Source organism: Mesorhizobium sp. M0923 (assembly GCF_040319365.1).
Lineage (GTDB): Bacteria > Pseudomonadota > Alphaproteobacteria > Rhizobiales > Rhizobiaceae > Mesorhizobium.
Genome location: NZ_JAMYNW010000001.1, coordinates 111,391 through 130,739, shown reverse-complemented (window position 1 = coordinate 130,739; position 19,349 = coordinate 111,391). Strand labels below are relative to the sequence as shown.

General features: G+C 63.1%; 18 protein-coding genes. 12 read left to right on the top strand and 6 right to left on the bottom strand.

Going from position 1 to position 19,349, the window contains the following annotated elements:
• Positions 1-94 precede the first annotated feature (94 nt).
• The 4 genes from NKH89_RS00615 to NKH89_RS00600 all read left to right on the top strand — a co-directional run bounded on the left by NKH89_RS00615 (position 95) and on the right by NKH89_RS00600 (position 4,090).
• Complete coding sequence (locus NKH89_RS00615; protein WP_352495965.1) at positions 95-1,042, top strand: ABC transporter permease; 948 nt, start codon at positions 95-97, stop codon at positions 1,040-1,042.
• Positions 1,039-1,908, top strand: coding sequence for an ABC transporter permease (locus NKH89_RS00610; protein WP_352844342.1), 870 nt, complete (start codon positions 1,039-1,041; stop codon positions 1,906-1,908). The genes NKH89_RS00615 and NKH89_RS00610 overlap by 4 nt, the downstream gene beginning before the upstream one ends.
• Positions 1,905-3,527, top strand: a complete 1,623-nt coding sequence (locus tag NKH89_RS00605) for an ABC transporter ATP-binding protein (RefSeq protein ID WP_352908301.1) — start codon at positions 1,905-1,907, stop codon at positions 3,525-3,527. Before NKH89_RS00610 ends, NKH89_RS00605 begins: the two co-directional genes overlap by 4 nt.
• Positions 3,528-3,781: 254 nt before the next feature.
• On the top strand, positions 3,782-4,090 hold the full coding sequence (locus tag NKH89_RS00600; RefSeq protein WP_352495962.1) for an immunity 53 family protein: 309 nt from the start codon (positions 3,782-3,784) through the stop codon (positions 4,088-4,090).
• Between the two features lie 177 nt (positions 4,091-4,267).
• Here NKH89_RS00600 and NKH89_RS00595 read toward each other — a convergent pair whose 3' ends face one another.
• The gene (locus NKH89_RS00595; protein WP_352495961.1) at positions 4,268-4,699 is read right to left on the bottom strand and encodes a TerB family tellurite resistance protein; all 432 of its coding nucleotides are present in this window, start codon (positions 4,697-4,699) and stop codon (positions 4,268-4,270) included.
• A 512-nt stretch (positions 4,700-5,211) separates the two neighbouring features.
• Between NKH89_RS00595 and NKH89_RS00590 the strand changes: the two genes are divergently transcribed.
• From NKH89_RS00590 to NKH89_RS00580, 3 genes are all read left to right on the top strand, one after another.
• The gene (locus NKH89_RS00590; RefSeq protein ID WP_023676480.1) at positions 5,212-5,382 is read left to right on the top strand and encodes a hypothetical protein; all 171 of its coding nucleotides are present in this window, start codon (positions 5,212-5,214) and stop codon (positions 5,380-5,382) included.
• Positions 5,383-5,491: 109 nt separating this feature from the next.
• Positions 5,492-6,319, top strand: a complete 828-nt coding sequence (locus NKH89_RS00585; RefSeq protein ID WP_031194284.1) for a helix-turn-helix domain-containing protein — start codon at positions 5,492-5,494, stop codon at positions 6,317-6,319.
• Positions 6,320-6,392: 73 nt separating this feature from the next.
• On the top strand, positions 6,393-6,815 hold the full coding sequence (locus tag NKH89_RS00580; protein ID WP_023719962.1) for a VOC family protein: 423 nt from the start codon (positions 6,393-6,395) through the stop codon (positions 6,813-6,815).
• Here the strand turns inward: NKH89_RS00580 and NKH89_RS00575 are convergent.
• Together NKH89_RS00575 and NKH89_RS00570 are read right to left on the bottom strand one after the other, a co-directional pair.
• Positions 6,812-8,281 (bottom strand): cobyric acid synthase, encoded by a 1,470-nt coding sequence (locus NKH89_RS00575; protein WP_352495960.1) that lies wholly within the window; start codon positions 8,279-8,281, stop codon positions 6,812-6,814. The genes NKH89_RS00580 and NKH89_RS00575 overlap by 4 nt on opposite strands.
• 1 nt (position 8,282) lies before the next feature.
• Positions 8,283-8,897, bottom strand: a complete 615-nt coding sequence (locus tag NKH89_RS00570) for a dimethylsulfonioproprionate lyase family protein (protein ID WP_352495959.1) — start codon at positions 8,895-8,897, stop codon at positions 8,283-8,285.
• 137 nt (positions 8,898-9,034) lie between these two features.
• Between NKH89_RS00570 and NKH89_RS00565 the strand changes: the two genes are divergently transcribed.
• The 4 genes from NKH89_RS00565 (at position 9,035) to NKH89_RS00550 (ending at position 12,475) form a co-directional block, all read left to right on the top strand.
• Entirely contained in the window at positions 9,035-10,201 is a 1,167-nt protein-coding gene (locus NKH89_RS00565) for an isobutyryl-CoA dehydrogenase (protein WP_023719959.1), read from the top strand.
• A gap of 65 nt (positions 10,202-10,266) precedes the next feature.
• Positions 10,267-10,635 carry a four helix bundle protein gene (locus NKH89_RS00560; protein WP_352908300.1) on the top strand — a complete coding sequence of 123 codons (369 nt, stop codon included), beginning with the start codon at positions 10,267-10,269 and terminating at the stop codon, positions 10,633-10,635.
• Positions 10,636-10,690: 55 nt separating this feature from the next.
• Positions 10,691-11,575, top strand: coding sequence for a 3-hydroxyisobutyrate dehydrogenase (gene mmsB / locus NKH89_RS00555; protein ID WP_352484536.1), 885 nt, complete (start codon positions 10,691-10,693; stop codon positions 11,573-11,575).
• A 486-nt stretch (positions 11,576-12,061) separates the two neighbouring features.
• Entirely contained in the window at positions 12,062-12,475 is a 414-nt protein-coding gene (locus tag NKH89_RS00550) for a VOC family protein (protein ID WP_156948098.1), read from the top strand.
• Positions 12,476-12,586: 111 nt separating this feature from the next.
• Here NKH89_RS00550 and NKH89_RS00545 read toward each other — a convergent pair whose 3' ends face one another.
• The 3 genes from NKH89_RS00545 to NKH89_RS00535 all read right to left on the bottom strand — a co-directional run bounded on the left by NKH89_RS00545 (position 12,587) and on the right by NKH89_RS00535 (position 17,531).
• The gene (locus tag NKH89_RS00545; RefSeq protein WP_352484535.1) at positions 12,587-13,966 is read right to left on the bottom strand and encodes an aspartate aminotransferase family protein; all 1,380 of its coding nucleotides are present in this window, start codon (positions 13,964-13,966) and stop codon (positions 12,587-12,589) included.
• Between the two features lie 240 nt (positions 13,967-14,206).
• Complete coding sequence (locus tag NKH89_RS00540; RefSeq protein WP_352908299.1) at positions 14,207-16,276, bottom strand: prolyl oligopeptidase family serine peptidase; 2,070 nt, start codon at positions 16,274-16,276, stop codon at positions 14,207-14,209.
• Between the two features lie 94 nt (positions 16,277-16,370).
• Positions 16,371-17,531, bottom strand: a complete 1,161-nt coding sequence (locus NKH89_RS00535; protein ID WP_352484533.1) for an MFS transporter — start codon at positions 17,529-17,531, stop codon at positions 16,371-16,373.
• Between the two features lie 210 nt (positions 17,532-17,741).
• Between NKH89_RS00535 and NKH89_RS00530 the strand changes: the two genes are divergently transcribed.
• Positions 17,742-19,319: a trimethylamine methyltransferase family protein gene (locus NKH89_RS00530; RefSeq protein ID WP_352484532.1), complete on the top strand. Its 1,578-nt coding sequence runs from the start codon at positions 17,742-17,744 to the stop codon at positions 19,317-19,319.
• Positions 19,320-19,349 lie beyond the last annotated feature (30 nt).

The window sequence follows — 19,349 nt, the reverse complement described above, 5'->3', positions numbered from 1 at the left end:
AGGGGGAGATGTCCGGCAGGACAGAGGGGGGTGGGCGGGAACGCAAGCTTCGCCCGGTTTTTGCGTCCGGCAACACAGCGGTTCCTCAACGTCCATGACCGCCTACCTCCTCAAGCGCCTCGCCATCGCCGTCGTCACGCTGGTTCTGGCCTCGATGGTGGTCTTTGCCGTGCTGGAGATCATTCCCGGCGACCCGGCACGGCTGATGCTTGGCCTGAACGCCAGCGCCGACCAGATCGAATTGCTGCGCAACCAGATGGGCCTCAACGCTCCCGTCGTGCTGCGCTATCTGCATTGGGCCGGCGGGCTGCTGAGCCTCGATTTCGGCCGTTCCTATACCTATTCGGTGCCGGTCATCGATCTGGTCCGCGAGCGGCTCGTCGTGTCGCTGCCGCTAGCGTTGATGGCGCTGGCGCTGTCCACCGTCATTGCCATCCCGGTCGGGCTGTTTTCCGCCAGCCGTAGCGGCCGGGCCGGCGACACGATCGCTATGGGCGCCGCCCAGCTTGGCGTCGCCGTGCCCAATTTCTGGTTTGCGCTGATGCTGATCTATCTTTTCGCCGTCTGGCTGCGGCTGGTGCCTGGCGGCGGCTTTCCCGGCTGGAGCGCCGGCGTCTGGCCGGCGCTGAAATCGCTGCTCCTGCCGGCAATCGCACTCGCTCTGCCGCAGGCGGCGATCCTTGCCCGGGTCACCCGTTCAGCGCTGATCGAAGTGCTGAGCGAGGACTACATCCGCACCGCCCGCGCCAAGGGCCTGCCCTATCGTATTGTCTTGTGGCGGCACGCACTGCGCAACGCCATGCTCCCGGTGGTCACCATTCTAGGCCTGCAATTCGCCTTCCTGCTCGCCGGCACCGTCATCATCGAGAACGTCTTCTACTTGCCCGGCCTCGGCCGGCTGGTGTTCCAGGCGATCAACCAGCGTGACTTGATCGTGGTCGAGAGCGTCGTCATGCTGCTGGTCGCCGCCGTCATCGTCGTCAATTTCGTTGTCGATCTCTCCTATGCGGTGGTCGATCCGCGCCTGAGAGGCCGGCAATGACGCTGCACATCGACATCCCCGACGAGAACCTTGCCGGCATCCTGGCCAAGGCGTTCAAAAACCGTTCGTTCCTCGCCGGCTTCGTCATCACCGCGCTGGTGGCTGCGGTCGCGATCCTCTCCTTCTTCTGGACGCCTTACGATGTCACCAGGCTGGTCATTTCCGACAAGACCCAGGCGCCATCGCTGGCGCACTGGTTCGGCACCGACCATTTCGGTCGCGACATCCTGTCGATGATCATGGTCGGCGCCCGCAACTCGATCGCCGTGGCGCTGGTGGCGGTCGGCATCGGCATGGGCATCGGCGTGCCGCTCGGCGCCTTTGCCGCGGCGCGCGGCGGCATCGCCGACGACGTGCTGATGCGGCTGAACGACCTGGTCTTCGCCTTTCCGGCGCTGCTTTCGGCAATCATGATCACCGCCATCTTCGGGCCGGGCGCGTTCAACGCCATCATCGCCATCGGCATCTTCAACGTCCCGGTGTTCGCGCGCGTCGCCCGGGCCGGCGCCCTGGCGATCTGGCCGCGCGAATTCATCCTCGCCGCCCGCGCCGCCGGCAAAAGCAGGACGCTGATCAGCATCGAACATGTGCTGCCCAACATCGCCACGCTGCTGCTGGTGCAAGGCACCATCCAGTTCGCGCTGGGCATATTGGCCGAAGCCGGGCTTTCCTATGTCGGGCTGGGCACCCAGCCGCCGATGCCGAGCTGGGGCCGCATGCTGTTCGACGCCCAGACCCGCATGGTGGTGGCGCCCTGGATGGCGATCTTTCCGGGCATGGCGATCGTCGTCACCGTGCTTGGCCTGAACCTGCTTGGCGACGGCATTGCCGACATTCTCGATCCGAAATCGCGGCGGCAGCGATGAGCCTGCTCGAAATCGACAAGCTGTCGCTGACCATCGGCAGCACCCGTATCCTCAGAGACATCGAACTTTCCGTCGCGCCGGGCGAAGTGATGGGGCTCGTTGGCGAATCCGGCTCCGGCAAGTCGATGACGGCGCTCACCGTCATGCAGCTTCTGCCCTGGGCGGCGCACACCAGCGGACGCATCACCTTCGACGGCATCGACATCCTTGCCGCCAGCGAGGACCAGATGTGCGCGCTGCGCGGCGACGATATCGGCATGGTGTTCCAGGAGCCGATGACGGCGCTCAATCCGGTCAAGACCATCGGCGAGCAGGTCGCCGAGGGTATTCGCTGGCACACCAGGGCAAGCCGCGCCGACGCCGAGGAACGGGCGCGAAAAATGCTCGACCGGGTCGGCCTGCCGGCAGCACAATTCCCGCTGTCGCGTTATCCGCACGAACTCTCCGGCGGCCAGCGCCAACGCGTCGTCATTGCCATTGCCTGTGCGCTGAAACCCAAGCTGCTGATTGCCGACGAGCCGACCACCGCGCTCGACGTGGTGCTGCAGGCGCAGATCCTCGACCTTCTGCGCGACCTCGTAGCGGAAAACCGCATGGGTCTTCTGCTCATCTCGCACGACCTCGCCGTGGTGACGGAGATGGCGGACCGCATCACCATCCTGCGCCATGGCGAGGTGATGGAGGCCGGCGACACGGCCCGCACGCTATCCGAACAGCTTCACCCCTACACGCGCCAACTGGCGCAGGCCTCGATGCATTTGCCGGCGCGAGCCCGCACGCATGACAGCGGATCAGCCAAACCGCTGCTTCAGGTAGCGAACGTAACGCGGGACTATCGCGGACGGCGCATATCGCTGTTGAAACCGGCAGCTCCCATCCGCGCCGTCGACGATGTCTCCTTCTCGATGGCGCCCGGCCAGTCGGTGGCGCTCGTGGGGCGCTCCGGCTGCGGCAAGTCGACGCTCGCCCGCATGGTCCTGGCGCTGGACAAGCCGACGGCCGGTACGATCCGCTTCCGTGGCGACACCCTCACCGGCAAGAGCGAGGCGGAGCTGAAGCCGGCGCGGCGCGACATGCAGGTCGTGTTCCAGGACCCGTATGGTTCGTTCGACCCACGCCAGAAGGTCGAGAGATTGGTGGCCGAGCCGCTGCATGTGCTGGAGAAGAAGCCGGCGCCCGCCGCGCGGCGCGAAATGGTGGCGCATGCGCTGCACGAGGTCGGCCTGTCGCCTAAAGACATGGACAAATATCCGCACGAGTTTTCGGGCGGCCAGCGCCAGCGCCTGTCGATCGCCCGCGCCATCATCACGCGACCGAAGCTGGTCGTCGCCGACGAGCCGGTCTCGGCGCTCGATGTCTCGATCCGCGCCCAGATCCTCGATCTGTTTGCCGAGCTCAACCAGAAGCTCGGCATCGCCTATCTGTTCATCACCCATGATTTGACCGTCGCCCGCGCCATCACCGACGAAGTGATGGTCATGCATGACGGCAAGATCGTCGAGCGCGGCAGGACGAGCGAAGTGCTCGACCACCCGCAATCCGAAGCTGCCAAGGCGTTGGTCGCCGCCGCTCCCGATTTGCATCGGGCAATTGCGAAACGGCTGCAAGAACAGGGGTGAGCAGCTTCGTGGCACGGCTTGATCCACAAAGCATACCTACCCCCTCACGTGAAAACTACACCGATCGCGGTCAATCAGGCGAGCGGAGTGTCGAGTCTAGCCACAAGGAAAGCAAGGATTCGACCGGCAACAATGGCGGACATTAGAATGGCTAAGGAGGCGGCGAAACGGGGCGTCGGGACCCTGTAAAGCCAAATCCCAACAAAGGAGGCGATAAACCTCCTTCTGTTCCAAACGACTAACAGGAGGGGCTAATGGTCGACCTATCAATGCTCGAGTGGTTAGAGGAGTGGTACCAAGGGCAGTGCAACGGCGATTGGGAACACCAATACGGCATAAAAATTGATACGATCGACAACCCTGGATGGGAAGTTTCAATAGATTTGCACGGGACGCAGCTCTATGGAAGAAAGTTTACAGACGTAAGCTTTCAGTATGGCGAGGAAATAGATTGGTTTTTTGTAACAGTCAAGGATGGTACTTTCAAGGGATTTGGAGGGGCAAGGAACTTGTCGAAGATTATCGAACAGTTTAAAAAGTTTGCGATGGAGACGCAAAGGTAAATAGAGAAATTAGATGCCTAAAGATTTTTTTCGCTAGATGTACAAAACTGGAACTACGGTGACAGTGCTGGACCTCACCACATAAATGAGACACGGCAATTTCTGTGACAGGTTATCCTGGAGGATGACCTATTACAGACAAAATGACGCTCAGAACGTCAGCAGTCAGCCGATGACTCAGTCTTGCGGCTTCACCACATCGGCCGGGCTGATGTCGAGCAGGTCGAGGGTGCGGCGCAACAGCTGCATCTCGCTTCCGGCAAGTTGCGAATCGGCCTTGGCGATCTCGGCCATGTGACGGGCGAGCAGCTTGCGCCGCTCGACGTCGAGGTCGCGAAACTGAGCGATGGCTTGCGAGCCGTTGGTCTCGTAGCCGAATTCGTTGAGATACTCGATGACGCTGTCGATGCTGGTTTCGGGAATGCCGAAGGCGTCCCGGCAGATACGCCTGAAGGCTGTCATTTCGCTTTCGCTGACCGATCCGTCGGCCAGGATCATGCGGAACAGCATCAGCAATTCCGCCGACAGCACCGGATCGTCTGCGACCTTGCGCACGCCGGGATCGCCGTCGAAGATCGAGCGTATCTGGTCCAGCAATCCCATCGCCATCAGCCCCTTCCGATTCGTCGGGAAGGTAGCGCGGAATCGGCTTTGCGCAAACGGGGTGCGAAGGGTGGAACTGGGCAATCGCTTCAGGTTTTGAATTCGTCTCCTCACCCCTTTAGGGCGTTGGCGCTGCCCCTCACCTGCCTGCCGGCATCCTCTCCCCGTTTAGTGACGGGGAGAGGGCGCTCTCGTCACCGGTTTCGCCAATCGCAGACGCTGCAAGAAAAGGCGCCGACGTTGCGACCAGCCCTTTCTCCCCGTCACTATACGGGGAGAAATGCCCGGCAGGGCAATGAGCGGCGGCGGCGACATCGACAATTGGTGGTCTCCGCCACAATTTGGAAACTGTCATTCGTCTGAAGCGATTGCCCTTCGTGATCGAACTCGCGGCACCGTTCTGGCCACTCCCATAAAACTGCTGGCCGATCCGGCAAGCCCCGCTGCGCGCGCATTGGTGTGTGACCGCGCGACTGATAGTATGCCGTTGTACGAATCATGTTGAGGAGGGACCGGACATGAATCTCAGTGCGCCTACCCAGCTTATTTTCATCATATCCCTTGTCATCGCCATCATCGGCGTTCTCGCCGCGCTTGGCGTTCTTGCGTTTATCCCTTTGAATGCCGCGTGGATTGTCGTCATCGCCTACATCGTGCTGGCCGCCGGCTGCCTGATGCGCGGCGCTTAAACACGTCCAGACAATTCAGAATCTCAGGCAACTCGGAGCGCCCGGCCAAAAGCCGGGCGCTTTTGATTCTGCAGAATGGTCTGTTAGAATTCCTGGACGAGGGAAGCACATGCCCGCCAGCGAAGACGGCAGCCGCCACGACGGCCCAGGGCTCGATCGGTTCGAGATGGTGCGGCGCGCGCCCAGTCATCGGCTTCAAGGCGCCGTCACCGACATGTGCGGCTTTCGCGAAACCATGCCAGGCCATTTCCGCGTCATCGAATATGCCTCGCTGACCGTGCCGCTGGTCATCAGCTTTGCCGAACCCTTTGCCATCGGGCTCGGCAGGGACCCCGGCGACAATGACCGCTTCGCCAGTTTTGCCGCCGGCCTCTACGCCGGGCCGGTGGTGATCGAATCCTTCGGCGGCGCCTGTTGTGTGCAGATCAATTTCACCCCGCTCGGCGCTCGTCGCTTCTTCGGCCGGCCGATGAGCGAACTGACCGATCGCATGGTCGGCCTGGATGACGTGCTCGGCGTTGGAGGCGTCGCGCTTCGCGAAAGGCTTGGCAATGCGCCGGATTGGAGCTCACGCTTTGCCATCGCCGAGGCCTTCGTCGCCGACCGGTTGGCAACCACAGACGGCACTCAAGCCGAAATTGTCTGGGCCTATGAGACGATCGTCTCGACGAGTGGTCGGACCCGCATCTCGACGCTGGCCGAAAAGCTTGGCTGGAGCCGCAAGCATCTCGCCGGAAAATTTTCGGACGCGGTCGGCGTTGGACCCAAGACGCTCTCGCGCATCGTCCGCTTCAACCACGCGCTTTGCCTGTCGAGAAAGGCCAACAGCGATTGGGCCGACATCGCCGCCGACTGCGGCTATGCCGACCAGGCGCATCTGGTGCGCGAGTTTCGCGACCTCGCAGGCGTCACGCCGACGACTGTCGCCGTGAGGTAACATTTCTTCAAGACGCGCGACCGGCCTTCGCCCAGACTGGGTTGATCGACCAACACAGCGAAGGAGATCAGCCATGCCGAACACCACCGAAGCACCGCGGCTTTACCCGGCGCTGCGCTACAGAAATGCCGGCAAAATGATCGACTGGTTGTGCGAGGCCTTCGGCTTCAGCGTCCGCACCCGCTATGGCGAAGGCGACGTGGTGCACCATGCCGAACTCGCATTCGGCTCCTCGATCATCATGCTCGGCACGGCCCGCGACGATGCCTATGGAAAGATGGTCGGCGCGCCCGGCTCGGGCGGCGGCAAGTCGATCTATGTCGCGGTCGCTGACGCCGACGCGGCATACGCTCGGGCAAAAACCGCCGGCGCCGAGATTCTGGAAGAGCTCACCGACCGCGACTATGGCAGCCGCGAATTCATCTGCCGCGATCCGGAAGGCAATGTCTGGTCGTTCGGCACCTACTGGCCGAAGGCTGACGAAGCCGCCAGCTAACGCGCCAGCCCGAAAATCGCGTCGCAGTCGAGGTGGGTTTCCAGTTCGGCTGCGATCTCGTCCAGTGCCCGTTCGACCTCGGCGCGGTAGTCGATGCCGCCGCCCTTGACGCCGAGGCTTTCGAGGAATTTCGCCCGGAAGGCGTCGGCGGAAAACAGCCCGTGCATGTAGGTGCCTGACACCTTGCCGTCGGCGGAGATGGCGCCGTCATCGACGCCGTTGATAACGGCGGATGGCCGCAGCGTGTCGGGACCGGTGGTGCGGCCGAGATGGATTTCGTAGCCCTCGAGCGGCAGATCGAACGGCACCGAGCGCGCGCTGACATTGCGCACCGTCTTTTCCGGCTCCATAACCGTTTCGACGTCGAGCAGGCCGAGGCCTTGCGTCTCGGTAACGCTGCCCTCGATGCCGTAGGGATCGCGCACGCTATGGCCGAGCATCTGGAAGCCGCCGCAAATACCGACGATATGGCCACCGCGTTTCCTGTGCGCGGCAAGGTCGCGGTCCCAGCCATTCTCGCGGAATTTCACGAGATCGCCGATCGTCGACTTTGAGCCGGGAATGACCACCAGCCCTGCATCCTGCGGCAGGCGTTGGCCAGGCGGCACGAACACCATCTCGACCTGCGGTTCGGCCTTGAGCGGGTCGAGGTCGTCGAAATTGGCGATGCGCGAGAGCACCGGCACGGCGATCTTCAGCGCGCGCCTCTGGCCGGACGCCAGCCGTTCGAGCACGACGGAATCCTCCGACGGCAGCCGCGCCGCCGCCTTCAGCCACGGCACGATGCCAAAACAGCGCCAGCCAGTGAATTTTTCGATCGCCTCGATGCCGTCATCGAACAGCGAGACATCGCCACGGAACTTGTTGATGAGGTAGCCGACGATCATACGCCGGTCCTCCTCCGGCAGGATCAGATGGGTGCCAGCGACCGAGGCGATGACACCGCCACGATCGATATCGCCGACCAGGATCACCGGCACGCCGGCGCGCGTCGCAAAGCCCATATTGGCAATGTCTCGGCTCCTGAGATTGATCTCGGCCGGCGAGCCGGCGCCCTCGACAATGACCAGATCGGCGCCCTCGCCGACCTTCGCCCAGGAGTCCAGCACCGCATCCATCAACCGGCCCTTCAGCGCCTGGTAGTCGCGCGCCCGCGCCTCGCCGAACACCTTGCCCTGCACGACAACTTGAGCGCCGACATCGGTCTGCGGCTTGAGCAGCACCGGATTCATGTGGATGGTCGGCGGCACGCCGCAGGCGATCGCCTGCAGCCATTGCGCGCGGCCGATCTCACCGCCGCTTGAATCGCCGGGAATATCGGCGACGGCGGCATTGTTCGACATGTTCTGCGGCTTGAACGGCCGCACTTTCAAGCCGCGGTTCTTCGCCGCGCGGCAAAGACCGGCGACGAGCACCGTCTTGCCGACATCCGAACCCGTGCCCTGCAGCATGATTGCCTTGGCCATATCAGCCCCTGCCCTGCGCAACGGTTCCGGTGATCGTCGACTTGGCTGCCAGCGGGCCGCCGCGCCAGAGATAGAGCGCCAGCAGCGGCTCCTTGCCGGTGCGCATGGCATGGCTGACGTCAGAGGCATGGTGTATCAACTCGCCCGCCGCTCGAAGGCGAAAACCGCCATCGCCCATGCGCCATTCGGCGCCGCCGGTCAGCGGGATATAGATCTCCTCCGCGACATGATGGTGGTCGGGGTAGACAATGTCGGGCCCAAGGATCAGCAGGCCGGCCGCGACCTCTTCATTGACGAAATGACCGCGCGTGCCGAATACCTCCAGCCAGCCGTAATTGTCGATGAAAATCTTGCCGAAATCCGCTTCGCCATAGGTCTGGCCCCAGCGCAGATCGCCGCGACGCTGCGCAACCAGCCGCGCCAGCGGCTTGGCCGCAGCGGGAGCGAGTTCGACGATACGGTCGAGCAGGACGAGACAACGCAGTGCATGCGGTTCGAGCGGCCGGCTTGGCATGTCCCAGCCGATTCGGGCCACGGCGTCGCGCACCAGCGCATCATCGAACGTCTGGAGATAGGCATGGAAGCGTCCAAGCAGTTCGTCGAAATTTGTCGTCACACTTTGCTCCAAAGCGCATTCGCACACAGCGGCTGCGCAGACGGTCGGGTTGCGCGGCGGCATCATTGGTCTAGATTGGACGGCGCGCAAAGCCAAAAACGACAGGCCAGCAGGCCGGAAACATCAGGGAGCACGCCATGGACGCCGCTGTCGATGCGGGCACCAGCCAGTTCGAACTCAACGAGGACCAGCGCGCCATCCAAGAGATGGCCGAGGCCTTCGCCGCCGATCGTGTGGCGCCGAACGCACTCGACTGGGATCGCAACAAATATTTCCCCGCCGACGTGATCCGCGAGACCGGCCCGCTCGGCCTTGGCGGCATCTATGTCCGCGACGATGTCGGCGGCTCGGGGCTCGGCCGGCTCGACGCCGTGCTGATCTTCGAGGCGCTTTCGCGTGCCGATCCGGCGTTTTCCGCCTTCATCTCGATCCACAACATGGCAGCATCGATGATCGACCGCTTCGGCAGCGACGAGCAGCGCCGGCGCTTCCTGCCGAAGCTGACCTCGATGGAATGGCTGGCAAGCTACTGCCTGACCGAGCCGGGCTCGGGCTCGGATGCGGCGGCGCTGAAGACGCGCGCGGTCAAAAGCGGCAGTGACTATGTGCTGAACGGCGCCAAGCAGTTCATCTCCGGTGCCGGCGACAGCGACCTCTATGTCGTCATGGCGCGCACCGGCGCCGACGGGCCGAAAGGCATTTCCACCTTCGTCGTGTCGAACGATGCGCCCGGCCTTTCCTTCGGCGCCAACGAACACAAGATGGGCTGGCACATGCAGTCGACCCGCCAGGTCGTCTTCGAGGACTGCAAGGTGCCGGCGGAAAACCTTTTGTCGGCAGAAGGCGCCGGCTTCGGCATCGCCATGGCCGGGCTCGACGGCGGCCGCTTGAACATCGCCGCCTGTTCGCTCGGCGGCGCGCAATCGGCACTCGACAAGGCTCTCGCCTACACCGCCGAGCGCAAGGCCTTCGGCTCGAAGATCAACCAGTTCCAGGCGCTGCAGTTCAAGCTCGCCGACATGGAGACCGAATTGCAGGCAGCACGCATCTTCCTCTACACCGCCGCCTCGAAGCTCGACCGCAAGGCGCCGGATGCCGGAAAATGGTCGGCGATGGCCAAGCGCTTCGTCACCGACACCGGCTTCAACGTCGCCAATGACGCCCTGCAGCTGCATGGCGGCTATGGCTATCTGCACGATTACGGCATCGAGAAGCTGGTACGGGACCTGCGCGTCCACCAGATCCTCGAAGGCACCAACGAGATCATGCGCGTCATCATCGCTCGCGCGCTGATCGGACGGTAAGGCAGTAGGCAGTAGGCAGTAGGCAGTAGGCAGTAGGCAGTAGGCAGTAGGCAGTAGGCAGGAAGATGACCGGCAAGATCAATTCGTACAAGGATCTTATCGTATGGCAGCAGGCGATGGATCTGGCCGTCACCACCTACTCCTTGACCAAGGCATGGCCAAAAGAAGAATTGTATGGGTTGACCAGCCAAATTCGCCGCTCAGCAACCTCTATTCCTGCAAACATCGCGGAAGCTTATGGTCGAGACAACAGAGGCTCCTATCAGCAATTTCTCAGGATAGCCCAAGGATCGTTGAAGGAGTTCGAGACACACCTTCAGATCGCTGAACGCATTGGCCTTGCCACGCATGACCAAGCTTATCACGTACTGTTAGCGACCGAGGGCATCGGAAAAATGCTTCGCCAACTTATTAGCAAACTTGCGCCCGAATAGGTCGCCTACTGCCTACTGCCTACTGCCTGCCTTACCCAAACCGCGGAGTGCCATTATGACCACCATCGCCTTCATCGGCCTCGGCAATATGGGAAATCCGATGGCCGCCAACCTGGTCAAGGCCGGGTATGCCGTGCACGGCTTCGACCTGGTGCCGGAAAACCTCGTCATCGCCAGGGAGCACGGCGTCGTCATCATGGCCAATGCCGTTGCGGCGGTAAAGGATGCCGATGCGGTCATCACCATGCTGCCGGCCGGCAAGCATGTGCTGTCGGTTTACGCAGACATCGCGGCCAAGGCGAAAAAAGGCGCGTTGTTCATCGATTCCTCGACCATCGACGTCGAGTCGGCGCGAAAGGCCCATGCCACCGCGGCCAAGCACGGATTGCTGACGATCGACGCGCCGGTCTCCGGCGGGACGGGCGGTGCGGCGGCCGGCACGCTGACCTTCATGGCCGGCGGTTCGAAGGACGCCTTCGCCAAGGCCGAACCGATCCTCAAGCCAATGGCCGGCCGCATCGTTCATTGCGGCGACGACGGCGCCGGGCAGGCGGCGAAGATCTGCAACAACATGATTTTGGGCATTTCGATGATCGGCGTTGCCGAGGCCTTCGTGCTGGCGGAAAAGCTCGGCCTGTCGCACCAGGCGCTGTTCGACGTCGCCTCGACCTCGTCCGGCCAGTGCTGGTCGCTGACCACTTACTGCCCGGTGCCCGGCCCTGTGCCGACATCGCCCGCCAACAATGGCTATAAGCCCGGGTTTGCAGCGGCACTGATGCTGAAGGACCTGAAACTGTCGCAGGAGGCCGCACAGAGCGTCGGTGCGGCAACGCCGCTCGGCGCCGAGGCAGCCCAGCTTTATGCGCTGTTCAACGCACAAGGCAATGCCGGCGCGGATTTTTCCGGCATCATCAATTTCCTGCGCGGTGACCCTGCGTAAGGTCAAATTTCATAGTTTTCGATCTGCCCAAAGCGGAAAGTCGGCAAATTTAGGTTTGCTTAAGCTCTTGCTAACCCTGCAGTAACGATGTGCGTTTAAAACGGATTGCGAGGCGGACATCCGCCCGGCGCTCCGGATCAGGTCTCGCGTACCGGAGCCCGTAAGTTTCGCCGTAAGTTTCGCAAGTGTATTGTTGGCGAAGCACCATGCGTATCTGGCAAAGCCGCGTTCCGATGGAGCGCGGTTTTTGCGTTTTCGCCATGTCGTCGGAGCTATATTCCGATTGCCGCGTCGCTGATGCGGCCCTTCGGTGCTGTCTCAGTTTGAATTTCCGCTCACGACCCCCACATGAATTTCGGCTCGCTACCATTTCCACCGAGCGGGCTCGAAAGCTTGAAGGCAACCCAGTTGCAGACATAGTCGCGAAGACTATTTCATTAGAGGCTATACGGCCGCACGAATCTCTTCACATATTGAGGTCCCGCAATGGCGCACGAGCCTCGAAAAAGACCATTATTCCGCAAGCTCGATAATCATCTATTGCGGGTGAGCGACCTCGATGCAGCCGTATCGTTCTATGGGGATCGTCTCGGTCATGCGCTCGTTTGGCGGGACGATGAAGCCGCCGGCTTTGCGCTGCCTGAAACCGATGCGGAGCTGGTTGTCCATCTTCATATCGGTCCCGAGACCGACATCCTGGTCGATAACGTGGACGACGCGTTTGAGGAATTCTTGGCCGCCGGCGGTGAGGCTGTGCAACCGCCATTCGAGATCGCGGTCGGGCGGTGCGCCCGTGTCCGCGATCCTTTCGGCAACATTGTTGTGATCTTGGACCAATCGAAAGGGATGTTGGTCACTGACGCGAAGGGGCACGTCATCGGTGTCAAGGCGGGCCAGTGATCACGCGTGGTCGTCGATACTGCCAACAGCCTCGCCTGGCGAACTCTTCGCCATAAAGCGGCATTCAAACTCCGGGCGCCCGATTACCGGACGCCCGGCGATCGTTCCATCTTACCGCTTGCGCAAATCTGCTTCGGCCAGGTCGAGCGCCCTGGCGATGCGGTCGCAGGCCATGTCGATCGTCTCGCGCGTCCAGATCAGCGGCGGCGACAGGATCATCGTGTCGCCGGTGGCGCGCAGCATCATGCCTTGGGCAAGGGCGTGGTCGCGAACCATCACCGCCGCGCTGCCGGCCGGCAGGAAGCGCTCCTTGGTCACCTTGTCCTTGACGATCTCGATCGCCCCCATCAGCCCGAACGAGCGCACCTCGCCAACCAGATCATGCCCACCGAAACGTTCCTGCAGCGCCCTGGCGAAGTAAGGCCCGGTGTCGTTCCTGACGCGCTCGACCAGGCCCTCGCGCTCGATGATCTCGAGGTTCTTCAGTGCCACCGCGCAGGCCACCGGATGCCCGGCATAGGTGTAGCCGTGATAGAATTCGCCGCCCTTTTCGACCAGCGTCGCCGCGATGCGGTCGCCGACAAGCAGCGCCGACAGCGGCTGATAGCCGGAGGTCAGCGCCTTGGCCGTGGTGATGGTGTCGGGCTCGACATCGAAGGCTTGTGCGGCGAACCACTCGCCGGTGCGGCCATAGCCGGTGATAACCTCGTCCAGCATCAGCAGGACATCGTATTTGCGGCAAATGCGCTGCACCTCCGGCCAGTAGCTCATCGGCGGGATCTTCACCCCGCCTGCCCCCATCACCGGCTCGCCGATGAAGGCGGCGACCTTATCGGCGCCAGCTTCGAGGATCGCGTCCTCGACCGCTTTTGCCGCGCGCAGGCCGAAATCATGGTCGCTTTCGCCGGGCAGTGCGAGCTCGTACGCATAGGGCATCATCACGTGGACGATGTTGGGCACGGCGCCGCCGAGCTGGTTGTGCATCAAATCCATGCCGCCGAGCGAGGCACCGGCTATGGTCGAGCCGTGGTAGCCCATCTTGCGCGAGATGATGCGGTTCTTCTCGGGGCTGCCTTCCAGCACCCAATAGTGGCGGACGAGGCGCAGCGCCGTGTCGTTGGCCTCCGAACCGGATGAGCCGTAGAACACCTGGTTGATGTGCCTTGGCGCGATCTCCGCCAGCTTTTTCGACAGCAGAACCGGCGTCGGCGTCGAGCATTTGAAGAAGGAGTTGTAGTAGGGCAATTCCTTCATCTGGGCGTAGGCGGCGTCGGCAAGCTCGTCGCGGCCGTAGCCGACATTGACGCACCATAGCCCGGCCATGCCGTCGAGGATTTCCGTCCCTTCGGCATCGTAGATGAACGGACCGTTGGCGTGAGTGATGATGCGCGAGCCGGTCTCGCGCATCTCCTTGTGGTCGGTGAACGGATGAAGGTGATGCGCGGCATCGATCTGCTGAAGCTGCTTCAGCGAATAATTCTGGTAGGTCATGTCTGGTCTTTCCTCTTGAACCAATCCGGCAGCTTTCGCGCCGGGGCGGATTCGTTAGAGGACAGCGGGCGGCGAATAGCCGATACGGGCGCACAGCCGCAACAGCTCGGCGCGAAGCGTGCGCGGCGACGGCGTCACCGCCACCCCAAATGCGCACCCCGATTTCGCCAGCCGAGCCATGCATGTACCTTAGGCTGCCTCCAGCCCTCAGTTCAAGCCGTACCGGTCAAGCGATGTCGGTCAATTGGTGCCAGTCAGGGCCCGCTGCAGGAAGACGTACTTCATCGCCGCCTGTGCGGCCTGCGGCCGCCGATCGCCGCGCCCGCCATGCCCGCCCTCGGTCTCTTCGAAGAACAGCGTCTTGCCATGGCCCGCCGCCTGCAGCCGCGCCGCCATCTTGCGGGCATGGCCGGGATGGACGCGGTCGTCGGCAGTCGAGGTCGTCAGCAGTACCGGCGGATAGGCTGCATCCGTGTCTACATGCTGGTAGGGCGAATAGGAGGCGAGCCAAGCTGCCTCTTCCGGCTTCGCCGGATCGCCATACTCGGCCGTCCATGACGCGCCGGGCGGCAGCTCGGTGTAACGCAGCATGTCGAGCAGCGGCACGTCGATGATCACCGCGCCGAACAATTCCGGGCGTTGCGTCAGCGAGACGCCAGTCAGCAAGCCCCCGTTCGAACCGCCCTGGATGCCCAGCGTGGCCGGTGTGGCGATGCCGCGTTTGACCAGATCTTGCGCCACCGCTGCGAAATCGTCGAATGCATTCTGGCGATTGGCCTTGAGCGCCGCCTGGTGCCAGTTCGGGCCGAACTCGCCGCCGCCGCGGATGTTGGCCTGCACATAGGCATTGCCCTTCTCCAGCCACAGCCTGCCGCGCACGCCGGCATAGCCGGGCAGCAGCGGCACTTCGAAGCCGCCATAGCCGTAAAGCAATGTCGGCACCGGCCCGTCCTGGTCGCGCCGCCTGACGACGAAGTACGGGATCATCGTGCCGTCCTTCGAGCGCGCCTCGAACTGTTCGGAGACCAGGGACGACGCATCGAAGCGCGCCGGCTGCGACTTCACCGTTGCCAGCGCCGCGGCATTATCGTCCGACCAGATGATCGAGCTCGGCGTCAGGAAATCGGTGAAGGAGAAGGAGACGCTGGAGCCGAAATGCTCGGCATGGCTGATGCCGACATTGCCGTTTTCGGGCAATGCAACGGGCTTGAACTCCCAGCCGCTGTCGCTGCGCTCGCCGGCGATGACCTTGCCGCGCACATTGTCCATCAAATTGATGAACAGCCGGGCCTGCGTGCGGGCGATGCCGGCGATCGAGACACGGTGCGCCGGCTCGAGCACGATATCGATGGATCCGAACAGACCGGTTTCGATCCAGCGCTCGAAATCGAGTGAATAGAGCCCGTCGGGCTTGCACAGCGTGCCGTCCGGCGCCGTCCACGGGGTACGCACGCCGAAGACAAGCTGGCCCTTGAACAGCGCCGTATCGGTGACGTCGTCCGGCAACGGGATGCGCCGGTTCTCGCCAGAAGGCAGCCGCAGGAAACTGTGCGAGGCGAAGAAGTCGAGCGTCCGGGCCAGGAAGACGTGGCGCCTGTCACCGTCGAATTCGACGGATCCGCCGGCGGCGAGATCCTGCTTCAGCGCCTCGAAGATCGGCATCGCCGCTTCCAGTGGCGTGCCGCGCCGCCAGAGCTTGACCACGCGCGGATAGCCGGACTGGGTCTTGTCGTCCTCCTCGAAGGCGGCGGAAACGATGACCGTGTCCTCGTCCAGCCAGCTGAAGTTCGATTTCGAGGCGGGAGCACGAAAGCCACCCTCGACGAAGGACCTGCTTTCGATATCGAATTCGCGCATCTCGCTGGCATCGCCGCCATCCGGCGACAGGCTGAGCAGGCAGCGGCTGAAATCGGGGTAAAGCCGGCTGGCGCCGCTGAACACCCATTTCACCCCCTCTTCCGCCGCCAGACTGTCGAAGTCAATGATCGTCTGCCAATCCGGCTTGTCGGTCTTGTAGGACGCGACGGTGGTGCGCCGCCAGAGGCCGAGTACGTTCGTGCGGTCCTGCCAGAAATTATAGACATGGCCGTTGATAGCGGCCCCGACGGCGATGTTATCCTCGGCCGTCATCAGGTCGAGCGCGGTCTGGAACGTTGCCTGGTAGGACGGGTCACCCTGCAATTCGGCGACAGTGATTTCATTCTGGCGATGAACCCAGTCGAGCGCTCGCTGGTCAGTCCTGCCCTCCAGCCAGAGGAAGGGATCTTCGGCCGCCGGATCCGGTTGGGCCTGGCTGTTCAATTTGGTCATGAGGTCTCCGGTTGAGTCGGGCGTCGGCATCGCCAAGATCGACACGGGGCCGCTAATATTCAAGTCATTGCGTCAGAACGGCGACTTCAGGCATTCACACCATCCGCCTTCGAATGACCGTTACAAGCGCCAGCGCCAGGCAAATGGCGCCAAGCGTGAGCGGCAGGCCGCCTGCGCCAACAACATCCATGGCGCCGCCCGCCAGCGGCGGCACGGCGATGCCGCCGACGCCCCACATCAGCGAAAAGGCGGCGTTGCCGGCGACCAGCGCCGAGCCGGTGAACCGCTCGCCGAGCTCGATGATCGACATCGTGTAGATGCCGTAGGAAACCGCACCCCAGATGAAGACGCATGGCCATATGAGCGGCGTCTCGATGAGAACCGGCAACAGCACGCATCCGAGCACCGTCACCGCCACACAGATGAACCGCACCAGCCGCGCCGTCAGTCGTTCCGCCAACAGGCCGAGCGGCACCTGCATAGCGATGTTGCCGGCGATCATCACCGACAGCAGCGCCGACATGCGCGCTTCGGCGATGCCGTAATGCGTTCCGTAGACCGGCAGCAAGGCGAGCACTGCCTGTTCGAAACCAGCGGCCACCACGACCGCCGACAACAGCAGCCACGCCTGCGGCACGAATCCCAGCACCGAAACCCGGTGCCCGCTCTCGTCGACCCTCGGCAGCCGTGCCAGCACCGAGGCAAGGCAGGCGCCGCAAAACAGGAATGCGCCGATGCCGACCAGAAACGGCGGCCATCCCACGGTGCCGACCGCAAGCAGGCACAGCGGCCCCGCCGCAAAGCCCGCCGAAATGATCGTCGAATAGATGCCCATGACGCGGCCGCGGCGTGCTGGCGGCGCCAGTGCGATCACCCAGACTTCGCTCAGCACGTAGAGCGGGTTGGTGACCCCACCGATCAAAAAGCGCAGCGGAAACCACAGATAGACATTTTGCGTCCAGCCGATCAGCGCCAGCACCAGCGCGGAAAGTGCCGCGCAAGTAAGCGCGGTGCGCCCGGCCCCGAAACGGCGCGACAGAGCCGGGACCAGCGGCGAGGAGACGATGAAGCCGATCGGCGTCATTGCCGCCGACAGGCCTATCATGGCCGGCGAGACGCCCTGGCGCTGCAGGATGAAGCTCAACAGCGGATAGCTCAGCCCTTGCGCAATGGCGAACACCGAGACGGTTGCGATCACGCCGGTGATGGCCGCCCATTGCACTGTCTCGCCGCTGTTCTGTTCCGCCCGGTCCATGATGCAGGATTAGCGTTTCGGTTCCGTCGCAGTAAGCACCGGCAACGAAAACCGCTTGCGCCAGCCGGAACGCGATCAAGAGGCTGACGATCCCGCCGGCTGCCCCCAGGGCATGTCGCTTCCCTCGTCCTAGTGGTCGCCGCCTCCGCAATGGCCGGAGGGCCGGCAGTCCATTATGCCGCCGCATTGCCGCAGCGTACGAGGACTATCATGACCGCCGCCCTTCAGCCCGCCGAACCGGCACTGGCAAACGACCGCGCCCGTCGCGGCGGCCGCGCGGGGAAGCGTGCCGGCGGATCGGCGGCGTTCGACCAGCCGCCGTTTCGCCAGTTGAAGAACCCGCTGACGCCGACCCGGCTGGTTTCCGAGGACGAGCTGGAATCCATCCACCTCGCCTCTCTGCGCGTGCTGCGGGAAATCGGCGTCGACGTGCTGCATGACGAAGCGCGGCGCATCATGAAGGCGCATGGCGCCGATGTCCGCGAAGGCAGCGAGCGGGTGCGCTTCGACAGCGACATGATCCTGGAACTGGTTGCGCACTGCCCGCCGGAATTCACCATCCACGCCCGCAACCCGGCGCACAATGTGCGCTTCGGTGGCGATAATCTGATCATCTCGATGATGGCGTCGGCACCCAATTGCTCCGACGTCGACCGCGGCCGCCGGCCGGGCAACCAGCAGGACTATCGCAACTTTCTCAAGCTTGCGCAGATGCACAACATATTGAATTGCACGGGCGGTTATCCGGTGGAGCCGATCGACATCCATCCGTCCGTGCGCCACCTCGAATGCATCCGTGACCTCGCCACGCTGACCGACAAGATGTTCCACATCTATTCGCTCGGCAAAGAGCGCAACGTCGATGGCATCGAGATCACCAGAATCGCACGTGGCATCAGCCACGAGCAGTTGCTTGCGGAGCCGTCGGTGTTCACCATCATCAACACCAATTCGCCGCTCAAGCTCGACGTGCCGATGATGGAAGGCATCATCCAGATGTCGAGCAAGGGCCAGGTGGTCATCGTGACGCCGTTCACCCTGTCGGGCGCCATGGCGCCGGTGACGATTGCCGGCGCGCTGGTGCAACAGAATGCCGAGGCGCTGTCCGGCATCGCCTTCGCACAGATGGTGCGCAAGGGCGCGCCTGTCGGCTACGGCGGCTTCACCTCGAATGTCGACATGAAGTCCGGCGCGCCGGCCTTCGGCACGCCGGAATATATGAAGGCGCAGCTGGTCGGCGGCCAGCTCGCCCGCCGCTACAACATCCCCTACCGCACCTCCAACACCTGCGCCGCCAACACCGTCGACGCGCAAGCCGCCTATGAAAGCGTGTTCTCGCTGTGGGGTGCCATCCAGGGCGGCGGTAATCTGATGATGCATGCCGCCGGCTGGCTCGAAGGCGGCCTGCGCTGCTCCTATGAGAAGACCATCCTCGACATAGACCTGTTGCAGATGGTCGCCGAGTTCCTGACGCCGCTCGATCTTTCCGACGAGGCGCTCGGTTTCGACGCCATCCAGTCGGTCGGCCCCGGCGGCCATTTCTTCGGCACCCAGCACACGCAGGACCGCTACAAGACCGCCTTCTATGCGCCGATCATTTCGGACTGGCGCAATTTCGAGAGTTGGGCGGAGGCTGGGTCACCGACCGCGCTCGAAAAAGCCAATCGCGTCTGGAAGGAGCGGCTGGCCTCCTATGAAGAGCCTTATATGGACCCGGCGATCCGCGAGGAGCTCAATGCTTTCGTCGACAAGCGCCGGGCCGAAGGCGGCGCCCCGACCGATTTCTGATCATCTGATGAGTAGTCGACCCCCACTCCG

Coding starts and splice junctions, on each gene's coding strand:
- NKH89_RS00615 (WP_352495965.1), top strand. CDS start 95: ATGACCGCCTACCTCCTCAAGCGCCTCGCCATCGCCGTCGTCACGCTG.
- NKH89_RS00540 (WP_352908299.1), bottom strand. CDS start 16,276: ATGACCAAATTGAACAGCCAGGCCCAACCGGATCCGGCGGCCGAAGAT.
- NKH89_RS00595 (WP_352495961.1), bottom strand. CDS start 4,699: ATGGCGATGGGATTGCTGGACCAGATACGCTCGATCTTCGACGGCGAT.
- mmsB (WP_352484536.1), top strand. CDS start 10,691: ATGACCACCATCGCCTTCATCGGCCTCGGCAATATGGGAAATCCGATG.
- NKH89_RS00565 (WP_023719959.1), top strand. CDS start 9,035: ATGGACGCCGCTGTCGATGCGGGCACCAGCCAGTTCGAACTCAACGAG.
- NKH89_RS00545 (WP_352484535.1), bottom strand. CDS start 13,966: ATGACCTACCAGAATTATTCGCTGAAGCAGCTTCAGCAGATCGATGCC.
- NKH89_RS00580 (WP_023719962.1), top strand. CDS start 6,393: ATGCCGAACACCACCGAAGCACCGCGGCTTTACCCGGCGCTGCGCTAC.
- NKH89_RS00550 (WP_156948098.1), top strand. CDS start 12,062: ATGGCGCACGAGCCTCGAAAAAGACCATTATTCCGCAAGCTCGATAAT.
- NKH89_RS00610 (WP_352844342.1), top strand. CDS start 1,039: ATGACGCTGCACATCGACATCCCCGACGAGAACCTTGCCGGCATCCTG.
- NKH89_RS00605 (WP_352908301.1), top strand. CDS start 1,905: ATGAGCCTGCTCGAAATCGACAAGCTGTCGCTGACCATCGGCAGCACC.
- NKH89_RS00560 (WP_352908300.1), top strand. CDS start 10,267: ATGACCGGCAAGATCAATTCGTACAAGGATCTTATCGTATGGCAGCAG.
- NKH89_RS00590 (WP_023676480.1), top strand. CDS start 5,212: ATGAATCTCAGTGCGCCTACCCAGCTTATTTTCATCATATCCCTTGTC.
- NKH89_RS00585 (WP_031194284.1), top strand. CDS start 5,492: ATGCCCGCCAGCGAAGACGGCAGCCGCCACGACGGCCCAGGGCTCGAT.
- NKH89_RS00600 (WP_352495962.1), top strand. CDS start 3,782: ATGGTCGACCTATCAATGCTCGAGTGGTTAGAGGAGTGGTACCAAGGG.
- NKH89_RS00535 (WP_352484533.1), bottom strand. CDS start 17,531: ATGGACCGGGCGGAACAGAACAGCGGCGAGACAGTGCAATGGGCGGCC.
- NKH89_RS00530 (WP_352484532.1), top strand. CDS start 17,742: ATGACCGCCGCCCTTCAGCCCGCCGAACCGGCACTGGCAAACGACCGC.
- NKH89_RS00575 (WP_352495960.1), bottom strand. CDS start 8,281: ATGGCCAAGGCAATCATGCTGCAGGGCACGGGTTCGGATGTCGGCAAG.